The sequence below is a fragment of the Pseudacidovorax intermedius genome (assembly GCF_003350475.1).
In the GTDB taxonomy this organism is placed as follows: Bacteria; Pseudomonadota; Gammaproteobacteria; order Burkholderiales; family Burkholderiaceae_C; genus Xenophilus; species Xenophilus intermedius.
In genome coordinates, this window is sequence record NZ_QQAV01000002.1 from 227,494 (window position 1) to 239,429 (window position 11,936).

An 11,936-nucleotide genomic window follows, 5' to 3' on the forward strand; every position below is an offset into this window, starting at 1 on the left:
TCAGCCGGCCGGCCAGGCCGACGCGGGCATCGCCGGCGTCTCGTCCAACGTAGGAGGCACCGTTGTGCCGAAGCCGGCCGCCGCGAGCGAGCCGACGGCCAGTTCGCCATCCACGATCCGAAGCCGCGGGCCGGCGGGCGTGGCCTGGTACAGGTCGGGGTGTGCAGCGAGGAAGGCCTGCGCCTCGGCCGCCGGCCGGCCCTGGAAGCCGTCCACGAAGTGGTGCGCATTGCGCTCCACGTCGCCGATGCCCAGCCAGGCGACCAGGGCCAGGTCCTGCTGCAAGGCCAGCCCCGGCAGTGTGGTGAGGTCTTCCGCCGACATGAAGCAGGGGTCGGCCGGGCTCGCCGCGTTCCACAGCAGGCAGCGCGCCCGGTTCAGGATGGACTTGTAGAAGCCCTTGCAGGCCTTGGTCGAGACGCCGCGGTAGCCGAGTTGACGGGCGCGCACGAAGGCGTCCAGTTCGCCGTCCGACTCGTCGATGAGCAGCGGCGGCAGGCTGTGCAGGTCCGGCAGCGGCGCGGTAAGCGCACGGCCGCGGGCGATGGGTTGCTCGATGAAGCGCACGGCGGCGCACAGCGACACCAGCGCGGGATCGGCGCGCATCTGGCGCCACAGCGCGAGCACGGCCGCGGCGTCCTCGAACTGCTCGTTGCCGTCCAGCGTCACGGCCCAGCCGGGCGGCTGGGTGTCGAGCAGCGCCGCGATGCGGCCCAGACGTGGGAGGTCGGCCCCGGGCTGGCCGGAGAGCTTGATCTTGAAGTGCCGGTTGCCGTAGGCGGCGATCACCTCTTCCAGCGTCTGCGGCAGGCCGTCGTGCACCTGGGCGCCGGCGGCCACGTCCGCGGCGGTGATCGGGTCGAGCAGGCCCACCGTGTGGCGAGCGGCCAGGCGCCGCAGCGGTTGCTGCCCCGCCAGGAAGGCGGGCAGGTCCAGTCGCGCCAGGTCGGGCGCCACGGAGGCGGCCTCGATGCCGGGCAGATTGGCGTGCAGCGCCTGCCAGAGCCCGGCGCCTTGCAACCGGCACAGTGCGTCGAGCACGGCCCGGTCGAGCAAGGCGGGGCCGTAGCTGGCCACCAATGGGTTCAGCCCCCGGCGCTCCCCCGCCTGCTGCAGGGGGCCGTGGTGCTGCGCGAACAGGGCGAAGGCGCTCAGCGGCGGCGCCGCCAGATAGGCCTCGCGCGCCTGCTGCAGCGAGGCGCGCAGCTGGTGCTGGTTGTCCTCGTCCGACAGGCGTGGATCCTTGTCGAACCACTTGGCGGCCAGGGCGTCGGCCGCGAAGCCTTCGCCTTCCCGGCCGTCCGGCAGCCGGATGCGCAGCCGCACGATGGCCTGCTGGCCGCCCGTGACCGTGATGGTCCCGAAGCGGAAGGGCAGGCGCATGCGGTAGGTGGACTCGAACAGGTCCACTGCCGTGACGCGAAGGCGCGGCGCGTCCATGGATGCGCCGCCTACCAGTGCGGCCCGCCGCGGCCTTCGTCGCCGCGGCCGGCACTGCCGGACAGCTCGGTGTAGATGCGGAAGGCCAGCTGCCCCAGCTCGGGGGTGGCCCGCGTCCGGGCGGTGCGCGGGCGGGCGATGGGCACGTCGTGGATGTCCGCGACGCGGCCGGGGCGTGGGGACATCACCACCACCCGGTCAGCCAGGAAGACGGCCTCGGGGATGGAGTGCGTCACGAAGACGATGGTCTTGCGCGCGGCGCGGGGCTGGTCCTGTCCCCAGATGCGCAGCAGTTCCAGGTTCATGTCGTCGCGCGTCATGGCGTCGAGCGCGCCGAAGGGCTCGTCCATCAGCAGGATGGGCGGGTCCAGGATGAGTGCGCGGCACATCGCCGCGCGCTGCTGCATGCCGCCGGAGAGCTCGCCGGGCCGCTTGCCGGCAAAGTCGCCGAGCCCCACCAGCCGCAGCAGTTCATGCGCGCGCTCGCGGTAGCGGGCACGGTCCAGGCCGGCGAGCTCCACCGGCAGCAGCACGTTGTCCAGCACGCTGCGCCACTTCAGCAGCAGCGCCGCCTGAAAGACCATGCCCACCTGTGGAATGGGCTTGTCCACCGGCACGCCCTGCACGCGCACCTGCCCGCTGGTCACCGGCCGCAGCCCGGCCATGGCGCGCATGAGCGTGGACTTGCCGCAGCCGCTCGGCCCGACCAGCGCGACGAACTCGCCCTCGTGGATGGACAGCGAGATGTCGCGCAGCGCCTCCACCGGGCCGCTTTCGGCGGGGTAGACCATGCCGGCATGGTCGACCTCGATCAGCGGCCGCGCAGTGCCGGGGCTCGGCGGCGGAGAAGCGGTGGAAGCCATGCCGATGCCGCCTTCGTGACGCGCGCTCACTTCGCGGCCAGCGGCAATGCCACCTTGGCCAGCAGACCCTTGGTGTAGACGGCCTGACAGTCCACCTTTCGGGGCAGGCCCATGTAGGTGTTCACGATGTCCACCGACGCGCACATCTTCTTGTCGTCGATGGCGCCCAGGCCGTTGTCGGCGAAGTTTCGGGTGCGCATCAGATCGAAGCCGAGCAGCATGTTGGCGCGGATCACGTTCACGTCGATCTCCGGCACCCGCTTCTTGTAGATGGCCAGGGCCTCCTCCGGGTTGCTCATCACGTCGCGCCAGCCCTGGTACGAGGCCTCGAGAAAGGCCCGCAGCTGCTGGGGCCGGTCGGCGATGGTCTTGTCGCTGGCCATGAGCGACATGGCATACAGGTCGAAGCCATGGTCCGCCCAGGCCATGCGCACCACCTTGCCCTCGCCCATCGCCTTGTCGTAGAAGGGCTGACCTGTCGTGTAGTCGGCCACTCCGTCCATGCGCTTCTCGGCGATCGAGGCCACCTTGGCAGTGGGCTCGATGTTGACCCAGGTGACCTTCTGCGGGTCGATCCTGTTCAGGCGGGCGAAGGCCGGAAAGGCCAGCCGCTGGCTGTCGCCGGCCGGCGCACCCACGGTCTTGCCTTCCAGGTCGGCGGGCTTCACCAGCGGTGCGTCGCTGCGGCTGAAGAAGGTCATGGGCGTCTTGTCGAAGACGATGCCCACGATCTTGACCCGTGCGCCGCGCGAGACGGCCGAGATGATCGGCACGGCATCGGCCAGGCCGGCATCGGCGCGGCCGGTGTCCACTTTGGCGATGGCGTCGCCCGAACCCTTGGAGGCCTCGATGCTCACGTCCAGGCCGCGCTGGGCGTAGTAGCCCTTGTCCAGCGCCACCCAGTAGGCCGCGTGGTCGCCCACGGCGAACCAGTTGAGCGCCAGCGTGAACTTCTCCTTGGGCTGGGCGAGGGCCGGGCCGTGGGCCGACAGCAGCGCGAGGCCGGCCACGGTGGCCTGCAGGGCGGCGGAACGAAGAGGCATGGCAGCTTCCTTTCTGGGGAGGGAGGACGAAGCGGTGGAGGAGGATTCGGGAATGGGCGGCGCCTCAGCCGGCGCGGTCCTCGGCCCAGGGCGCGAGCAGGCGCGACAGGCCGGCCACCAGGCCGTACAGCAGCAGCCCCAGCAGGGAGATCCACACCAGCGCGGCAAAGGCGGCCGGCGTGTTCATGCTGCTCTGCGTGGTGATGATCACGTAGCCCAGGCCCTTCTGCGAGGCGACGAACTCGCCCACGATGGCGCCCACCACGGCCGAGGTGGCGGTGACCTTCAGCGCGCTCAGGATGTAGGGATAGGCATTGGGAATGCGGATCTTGAGGAAGACCTTCCACTTGGGCGCGCTGAACACGCGGCCCAGGTCCACCAGGTCCTGGTCGATCTGCGTGAGACCGACGGCGGTGTTGATGACCACCGGGAAGAACCCGATGAGCGCGCCGATCAGCATGTTGGGCAGGATGCCGTAGCCCAGCCACATCAGGAACAGCGGCGCGATCGCCACCTTGGGCAGCGTGTTGACGAAGACCAGGAAGGGCGTGAGGGCCCGCGAGAGCCCGGGCGACCACGCGATGGCCATGCCCAGCAGCACGCCGGAAGCGCCGGCCAGCACGAAGGCGCCGAGGATCTCCACCGCGGTGATCCAGGCATGCTGCAGCCACGGGATCTCCTGGCTCACCATGGCCTGCAGCACGGCCCCCGGGCTGGGCAGCAGGTACTCGCGGATGTCGAAGACCGACACCGCCAGCTGCCACAGGAGCACGAAGCCGACGAAGATGCCCACGGCCGGCAGGTAGTGAGCGAGGGCCTGGCGCAGACGGTGCATGCGGCGTTCCTGGAGTGGGGTTTCAGCGGAGCCAGCGGTCGCGGTTCGCGGCCACGAATTCGTCGTCGGACAGGTCGGCGTGCTCGCGGCACACGCGATCCAGCGCGTCGGCCTGGCCGGGGCTCAGGCCCTCCTGCGGATCGAGGCACCAGATGCCTTCGAGCAGGCCCTGGCGGCGCAGGATCTCGTGGCAGCCGGCGATGCAGCCGCGGAAGTCGTTCGCCACGTCGAAGAAGGCGCTGTTGCAGTCGGTGACGCGGCTGTCCAGTGCCAGCAGCTCGGCCGGCACGGCGCCGGCTGCGACCGCGGCCTGGCAGCGATCCAGCAACTGCACGGCCTTCTGCGTCCAGACCGACCAGTGCCCCAGCAGTCCGCCGCGGAAACGCACGGTGACGGGCGCGCCGTCGCGCATCACGGTGAACGGCGTGAGCAGGTCCAGCACGATGTGGTCGTCATTGCCGGTGTAGAGCGTCACCCGTTCCTCGGCCCGTGCCGCCACCAGGCCGCGCACCACGTCCAGGGTGCGGTAGCGGTGGAAGGGCGCCACCTTGATGGCGACCACCTGCTCGATGGCCGCGAAGCGGGCCCAGAAGCCTGCGCTGAGCACCCGGCCGCCGACCGCCGGCTGAAGGTAGAAGCCCACCAGCGGCAGCTCGGCCGCCACGGCCTGGCAGTGGGCGATGAGTTCGTCCTCGCTGCGGTCGCTCAGGGCGGCCAGGCTCAGCAGGCCGGCGTGGTAGCCGAGGTCGCGCGCCAGCCGGGCCTCGGCCAGGGCCTGGGTGGTCGGACCGCACAGGCCCGCCACGAGCGCGAGCTCGCGCTGCGTACCCACCCAGTCGCGTGCCGTCTCGGCCGCCAGCCGCAGCACCGGCTCGTACAGCCCCCTCTCGCGGATGGCGAACTGGGTGGTGTGCACGCCCACCGCGAGGCCGCCGGCGCCGGCGTCGAGGTAGTAGCGGGTGAGGGCGCGCTGGCGGCGCTCGTCCAGCTGTCGCTGCGCATCCAGGGCGAGCGGGTGGGCAGGAATGGCCAGGCCGCGCTGCAGCAGCTGGCGGGCATGGGTCACGGCGTCGTCGGCAAGAGGCATGGGGTCATCCGAATTCGGGGCCGGCCACGGCAAAGAGAGGGGCCGAGGGTTGGGTCACGCAGTCGGGCAGGGCCGGCGCCCGCGCCATGCGCACGAAGGGCCGCTGCACGGTGAAGCCCTGGGCGCCGAGCCATGCGCGCAGGGCGGTGTGGGCATCCGGGACATCGATGAAGACCGGCCCGTCCAGTTCGGCCAGGGCGGTCTGCAGCAGCGCCTGGGCCTGGGCGCTCGTGGGCGCCACCAGGGGGCCGATCTGCCAGGCCCGCCGGCCTTCGCGCGCGATGACGAAGGCCGAAGGGCCGCCGTCGCCCGCCCACAGCCACGTCCGCGTGCCGCGGCGGGCCAGCAGGTCGCGCAGCAGCAGGCCGCGCGTGAGGCCGCTCGCGTTGCGGTCGAGAGTGGTCAATGCGCCTTCGTCGTCGCCCCGGGCGGGCCGCACCGCGCTGTCCACCACCGGGGCAGGATGTCGGCCGGCCTCGCCCGCCCAGCGGCAGAAGCCGAAGCCGGGCCAGAAGCCGAGGCGCTCGTACACCGCCTGGCCGGCCGGCGTGGCGTCGAGGACGGGGGTGAGCCGGCGCTCGCCCAGGTGTGCCAGCGCCTCACGGAGCAGGTCGCTGGCCAGGCCCCGATGGCGCCATTCGCGGTCGACCAGCACCATGGAGATCCAGGCCAGTGGCCCATAGGGCAGCACGGCCGCGGTGGCCACCAGCTCGCTGCGTGCCGTGCGCCGGCCGATGGCGACGCCGTGGCGGGCGAAGAAGGCCCAGTCGTCGGCCGTCTGGTTCCAGCCCGCGGCATCGGACAGCGCCACGCCGGCGAACACGTCCGCGTCGCCCAGCCGCACCGGGCGCGTCGGCTCGGCGTCGGCGCGGGTCGCCTCAGAAGGCGCCATCCCGCACCTCGAACTTGGTCGGCTTGTGCAGGCTGGGGCGTTGCTGGATCACCCAGTCGGCCACCCAGTCGAGCATCGCGCCCAGCGGCACGACGGGATAGCCGAAGAGGCGGGTGGCCTGCGTGGTGTCCGACAGCAGGGCGGTGGGCGCCTCCTGCCCGCTCACCCGCACCGGCACGTCCATGCGGCGGGCGAATTCCTCGACCAGCCAGCGCACGGAGAGGGTCTCGGGGCCGGTGCAGTTGATGGGCGAGGGCGGCGTGGTGCAGTGGCGCAGGCTGCGCAGCGCCTGGGCATTGGCATCGCCCTGCCAGATCACGTTCACATGGCCCATGGCCAGGTCGATGGTCTCGCCCCGGTGCACCTTGGCGGCGATGTCGTGCAGCACGCCGTAGCGCATGTCGATGGCGTAGTTGAGGCGGAACAGCCGCCCCGGCGTGCCATGGCGCGCGCCGAAGTACTGGAACATGCGCTCGCGGCCGATGCAGGACTGGGCGTATTCGCCGATGGGCGCCGGCGGGGTCAGCTCCGAGGCGCCCTGGCGCCCGACCTGCGTCAGCGGATAGATGTTGCCGGTGGAGAAGGCCACGATGCGCGATTGGCGGAAGGTGTCCGCCACCAGCGCCGGCACATGGGTGTTCATGGCCCAGGTCAGGGCCTGGTTGTCCTTGGCGCCGAACTTGTGGCCGGCGGCGAAGACGATGTTGGGCACCTTCGGCAGGGCCTGCAGCGCGTCGCGGTCGAGCAGGTCGCAGGCGATGGTGTGCACGCCCCAGCCCTCCAGCTGTTCGCGCACCGCCGGGTCGCTGAAGCGGGCCACGCCGATCACGCGCTTGTGCGGTGCGGCGTTGCGAGCCAGCCGGGCCAGCGTCGGGCCCATCTTGCCGGCCACGCCCAGGATCATCAGGTCGCCATCGACCGCGGCCAGATCGTCCACGAGGGCCTGGGTCGGACGGGCCAGGAAGGCATCCAGCGCTTCCACCGAGTCGAAGCGCTCGGGCAGTTGCGTGGGGTCCAGCAGGGCCGCGGACGCAGGCGCCGCGGGGGAAAGGCTTGGGCTCATGGGTGACTCCGCGGCACCGGTTCCGGCGCCTTGGAGATGCACTGTAGGCACCGCTTTCGATGCTGTCAACCGTTTGGTTGAAAATGGACGAAAGGCAGGCGGGGCCGGCTGCAGGCCCGCGGGGCCCGCGCCAGCAGGGGGAGCCTTCAGGGGCGCAGCCCGGCCATGGCAAAGCTCACCACGTGGGCGCGGTAGGACTCGACGGCGCCGCCCTCGCACAGGTCGCGGCCGAAGATGGAGGACAGCGTCAACCGGTTCGAGAAGAAGAAGTACGACATGCCGGCAACCGACACGTACAGCTCCACCGCATCGATGCCGGCGCGGAAGACGCCCGCCGCCATGCCGCGCGCGAGCGTCTGGGCGATGAGCTCGATCAGCGGGGAGTTGGTATCGCGGATCGCCGCCGAGTCGCGCACATGGGCGGCGCCGTGCGCGTTCTCGTGGTTGAGCAGCCCGATGAAGTCGGGGTGGCGGGCCAGGTAGTCGAAGGAGAAGCCGATGAGCGCCGCCATGGCGGCGGTGGGCTCCATGTCGCCGAGGTGCAGGTCCCGCTCCAGCGAGCGGATCTCGGCGTAGACCGCTTCCAGGGCGGTGCGGTAGAGGTCTTCCTTGTTGCCGAAGTAGTAGTACAGCAGCTGCTTGTTCACGCCCGCCCGTGCCGCGATCTCGTTGACCCGGGCACCGGCCAGGCCCTTGGCCGCGAACTCGGCGCGGGCCGCCTCCAGGATGGCCTGCCGGGCCGCGTTGTGCGAGCTGTCGTCGGCGACGGGGGCTGCGGCGCGGCGTGCGGTCATGGCGAAGGGGCGGGAAGAAGGGGGAGGCGATTATCCGCGGGGCCTCGTTCCGCCCGGGCTTGCGCGCGCGGCGTGGCGAGCGGGTAGCATTGTTCGTTCTCTCCCGCCTTGCGGCACTTCGCCGAGCCTCTCGGCCCCGGCCCCTGCCGCTCCTCCCGACCGACCACCAAGGACGACGACGCGCATGACCGCTTCCTATCCCAACACCCAGCTCCTGATCGCCAACGAATGGGTCGATGCCGCCAGCGGCAAGACGCTGGACGTGATCAACCCGGCCACCGGCCAGCCCATCGGCAAGGTGGCCCATGCGGGCAAGGAGGACCTGGACCGGGCCCTGGCCGCCGCGCAGAAGGGCTTCGAGGCCTGGCGCTTCACGCCGGCGCACGAGCGCGCCGCCCTCATGCGCAAGGCCGCCGGCCTGGTGCGCGAGCGCGCCAACGAGATCGCGCCGCTGCTGACGCAGGAACAGGGCAAGCCCCTGGCCGAGGCCCGCATCGAAGTCGTGGCGGCCGCCGACATCATCGAATGGTTCGCCGACGAAGGTCGCCGCGTCTACGGCCGCATCGTGCCCTCGCGCAACCTGGCCGCGCAGTCGCTGGTCATCAAGGAGCCGGTCGGTCCCGTCGCGGCCTTCACGCCCTGGAACTTCCCCATCAACCAGGTGGTGCGCAAGCTGGGTGCCGCGCTGGCCGCCGGCTGCTCCTTCCTGGTGAAGGCGCCGGAAGAGACGCCGGCCTCGCCCGCCGCCCTGATCAAGGCCTTCGTCGATGCCGGCGTGCCGGCCGGCGTGGTCGGCCTGGTGTTCGGTGACCCGGCCGAGATCTCCAGCTACCTGATCCCGCATCCGGTGATCCGCAAGATCACCTTCACCGGCTCCACGCCGGTGGGCAAGCAACTGGCCGCGATGGCCGGCCAGCACATGAAGCGCGCCACCATGGAACTGGGTGGCCATGCGCCGGTGATCGTGGCCGACGACGCCGACATCGCCCTGGCCGTCAAGGCCGCCGGTGCCGCCAAGTTCCGCAACGCCGGCCAGGTCTGCATCTCGCCCACGCGCTTCCTGGTGCACAACAGCATCAAGGCCGAGTTCACCGCCGCGCTGGTCAAGCATGCGCAGGGCCTGAAGGTCGGCGACGGCCTGGCCGAAGGCACGTCGATGGGCCCGCTGGCCAATTCGCGCCGCCTGACGGCCATGGCCAACGTGGTGCAGGACGCGCGCGCCAAGGGCGCCAAGGTGGTGGCTGGCGGCGAGCGCATCGGCAGCGAAGGCAACTTCTTCGCGCCCACCGTGCTGGACGATGTGCCGCTGGACGCCTCGGTGTTCAACGACGAGCCCTTCGGCCCCGTGGCGGCCATCCGCGGTTTCGACACGCTCGAGGACGCCATCGCCGAAGCCAACCGCCTGCCCTTCGGCCTGTCCTCGTATGCGTACACGCGCTCGATCAAGAACGCGCACCTGCTGTCGCAGCGCATCGAGGCCGGCATGGTCTGGATCAACCAGCCCGCCACGCCCACGCCCGAGATGCCCTTCGGTGGCGTCAAGGATTCGGGCTACGGCTCGGAGGGTGGCCCGGAGGCCATCGAGGCCTACCTCAACACCAAGTCCGTGACCATCATGGCGGCCTGAGCGACTCTGTCGCTCAGCAGCAAAAAGGGCCGCATCGCGGCCCTTTTTGCGTCCGGCGCCCGTGCAACGCAGGGCGCCGAGCCAAAGTCATTCAGTCAGTACCGTTCGCCCTGAGCCTGTCGAAGGGCTTGCGCCCAGGCTTCGACAAGCTCAGCCCGAACGGCCTTGGGTGAATGGTCGGACCAACGTTGGGCCGCAGGATGGCTCAATGCTCACTGCGGCTTGCCCAGCCCCAGCTTGTCGATCACGGCCTTCTCGCGCTCCACCGTCTCGCGGGCGAAGCGGGTGTAGTCGGCGCTGCCCATGTAGATCGGCACCATGTCGTACTTGGCGAGCGAGGCCAGGTAGCTGGGTTCTTCCATCGCCTGCTTGAAGGCGTCGTGCAGCTTCTTGACCACCTCGGGCGGCGTTCCGCGCGGGGCGCCGATGCCGAAGGGCGAGTTCTGCACGATGTCGTAGCCCAGCTCCTTGAGCGTGGGCGCATCCGGGAAGCGCGCGAGCCGCTTGTCGCCCCAGGTGTTGAGCACGCGCATCTTGCCGGACTCCACGTAGGGCGCCCAGCCGGTGCTGTCGGCGCCGGCCATCAACTGGCCGCTCATCAGCGCCAGCGTGAGGTCGGCGCTGCCCTTGTAGGGCACGTGCTGCAGCTGGATGCCGGCGCGCTGCGCCACCAGCTCGGTGGTCAGGTGCGGGCTGGTGAGCGTGCCAGTGGAGCCGTAGGTGAGCTTGCCCGGATTGGCTTTGGCATAGGCCACGAAGTCGGCCCAGTTCTTGAACGGGCTGTCGGCCGGGACGACGATGCCGAAGGCGTAGCCGGTGACGTTCAGCACGTAGCTGATGTCCTTGATCGGGTCCCAGTTGATCTTGGTCGTGTAGCCCAGGCGGAACACGCCCAGCGGGATCTGCGCCAGCGTGTAGCCGTCGGGCTGCACGGTCTGCAGCTGCTGGGCTGGCAGCGTGCCGCCAGCGCCGGGCTTGTTGTCGATGATGACCGGCTGGCCCAGCACCTTGCTGGCGTTCTCGGCCAGCTGGCGCATGGTGATGTCGGTCGGACCGCCGGCCGGGAAGGCGATGACGAGGCGGATGGGTTTCTCGGGGAAGGCGCGTGTGGCCTGCTGGGCCTGCGCGCTCAGGGCGGCAGTGCCGAGGGCGGCGAGCATGAGCGCGCCGAGGAGGGGGCGACGGTGCATGGAAGAGGTCTCCGGGTCTTGCTTCGTAAGGCCGGCCATTAGGCGGGAGGCGGGGCCGCGCGGCAATCGGTGGAGGCCCCGTCGAAGGGGCTTTGCTGTAGCCAAGGTGACGCGCTCTCCGGGCCGGGCGCGGCCATGTCGCAGAACCCGGATTCATGAAGAGTTCACTCCTCCTGCGTCCAATGCGCAGCGCTTGTCCCGACCACGATGAAGAACATCCCGAATCCGCCGGCATGCCCATGCCCGCCGGCGGCCGCGCAGCCGCAACCGACCCCCGTGCCGCGTACCAGCCTGACGGCGCTGACCCTGTTGCTGTCCGCCCTGACGGCGCAGGCCATGCAGCCGCTGATCACCGACGACACCGGCACCCAGGGCGCCGGCGTGCAGCAGATCGAACTGGCCGCCGCACGCGCCCGTCGGTCCGCCGGCCCGGCGCGCCAGACCGGCGACAGCCTCGCGGCCACCTACACCTATGGCCTCACCGACACCGTCGACCTCTATGCCGCGCCCACCTTCCTGCGCATGCAGGCCGACGGCAGCCGCACGAGCGGCTGGGGCAATACCGCCTTCGGCCTCAAGTGGCGCTTCTACGAGAACGAGGCCACCGGCACCAGCCTCGGCATCAAGCCCGAGTTCGACGCGCCCGTGAGCAGTGGCCGCGAGGCGCGAGGCCTGGGCGACGGCCGCAGCTCGGCGCAACTGACGCTGCTGCTGAGCCAGCAGTTGCCCTTCGGCGCCCTGCACGTCAACTATGCGTGGGGCCGCCAGCGCGACATCGATCCGACGGCCGGTGCCATCCAGCGGCGCCTGTCCACGGCGCTGGTCTGGAACATCGCCGACGACTGGAAGCTGGCCGCCGATGTGGGCCTGCAGCAGCGCCAGGGCGTCGACGCGACGCGCCAGCGCACGCGCTATGCCGAGCTTGGTGTGGTCTACAGCCTGGGCCCGCGCTGGGACCTGGCCGCAGGGGTGATCCGCGCGCGGGACGACCTGCAGCCGGCGGTCCGCACCACCACCGGCACGCTGGGCCTCACGGGCCATTTCTGAGTCATCTGCCGGTCAGCCAAAGGGCGCGGAACGCCGCCCTGCACTTAATTTGGCG

11 protein-coding genes are annotated in these 11,936 nt (G+C 70.9%); 2 read left to right on the forward strand and 9 right to left on the reverse strand.

Features of this window, described 5'->3' with window-relative positions:
• The 8 genes from DFR41_RS07720 to DFR41_RS07755 all read right to left on the reverse strand — a co-directional run bounded on the left by DFR41_RS07720 (position 1) and on the right by DFR41_RS07755 (position 8,017).
• On the reverse strand, positions 1 to 1,440 hold the full coding sequence (locus DFR41_RS07720; RefSeq protein ID WP_114802328.1) for an enolase-like domain-containing protein: 1,440 nt from the start codon (positions 1,438 to 1,440) through the stop codon (positions 1 to 3).
• Positions 1,441 to 1,451: 11 nt separating this feature from the next.
• Positions 1,452 to 2,231, reverse strand: a complete 780-nt coding sequence (locus DFR41_RS07725) for an ABC transporter ATP-binding protein (protein ID WP_114802532.1) — start codon at positions 2,229 to 2,231, stop codon at positions 1,452 to 1,454.
• Between the two features lie 98 nt (positions 2,232 to 2,329).
• Entirely contained in the window at positions 2,330 to 3,346 is a 1,017-nt protein-coding gene (locus DFR41_RS07730; RefSeq protein WP_017757526.1) for an ABC transporter substrate-binding protein, read from the reverse strand.
• 64 nt (positions 3,347 to 3,410) lie between these two features.
• Positions 3,411 to 4,181: an ABC transporter permease gene (locus DFR41_RS07735; protein ID WP_114802329.1), complete on the reverse strand. Its 771-nt coding sequence runs from the start codon at positions 4,179 to 4,181 to the stop codon at positions 3,411 to 3,413.
• A gap of 22 nt (positions 4,182 to 4,203) precedes the next feature.
• A complete protein-coding gene (locus DFR41_RS07740) occupies positions 4,204 to 5,268 on the reverse strand; it encodes a dihydrodipicolinate synthase family protein (RefSeq protein WP_114802330.1) in 1,065 nt (354 codons plus the stop codon).
• 4 nt (positions 5,269 to 5,272) lie between these two features.
• Positions 5,273 to 6,160 carry a GNAT family N-acetyltransferase gene (locus DFR41_RS07745; protein WP_114802331.1) on the reverse strand — a complete coding sequence of 296 codons (888 nt, stop codon included), beginning with the start codon at positions 6,158 to 6,160 and terminating at the stop codon, positions 5,273 to 5,275.
• Positions 6,147 to 7,223, reverse strand: coding sequence for an NAD-dependent epimerase/dehydratase family protein (locus DFR41_RS07750; RefSeq protein WP_114802332.1), 1,077 nt, complete (start codon positions 7,221 to 7,223; stop codon positions 6,147 to 6,149). The genes DFR41_RS07745 and DFR41_RS07750 overlap by 14 nt, the downstream gene beginning before the upstream one ends.
• 146 nt (positions 7,224 to 7,369) lie before the next feature.
• On the reverse strand, positions 7,370 to 8,017 hold the full coding sequence (locus tag DFR41_RS07755; RefSeq protein ID WP_017761386.1) for a TetR/AcrR family transcriptional regulator: 648 nt from the start codon (positions 8,015 to 8,017) through the stop codon (positions 7,370 to 7,372).
• 184 nt (positions 8,018 to 8,201) lie between these two features.
• Here DFR41_RS07755 and DFR41_RS07760 point away from each other — a divergent pair, with 184 nt between their 5' ends.
• Positions 8,202 to 9,644, forward strand: a complete 1,443-nt coding sequence (locus tag DFR41_RS07760) for an NAD-dependent succinate-semialdehyde dehydrogenase (protein ID WP_017761387.1) — start codon at positions 8,202 to 8,204, stop codon at positions 9,642 to 9,644.
• 212 nt (positions 9,645 to 9,856) lie between these two features.
• Here DFR41_RS07760 and DFR41_RS07765 read toward each other — a convergent pair whose 3' ends face one another.
• On the reverse strand, positions 9,857 to 10,834 hold the full coding sequence (locus tag DFR41_RS07765) for a tripartite tricarboxylate transporter substrate binding protein (protein WP_017761388.1): 978 nt from the start codon (positions 10,832 to 10,834) through the stop codon (positions 9,857 to 9,859).
• 276 nt (positions 10,835 to 11,110) lie between these two features.
• Here DFR41_RS07765 and DFR41_RS07770 point away from each other — a divergent pair, with 276 nt between their 5' ends.
• Complete coding sequence (locus DFR41_RS07770) at positions 11,111 to 11,881, forward strand: porin (protein ID WP_170159330.1); 771 nt, start codon at positions 11,111 to 11,113, stop codon at positions 11,879 to 11,881.
• Positions 11,882 to 11,936 lie beyond the last annotated feature (55 nt).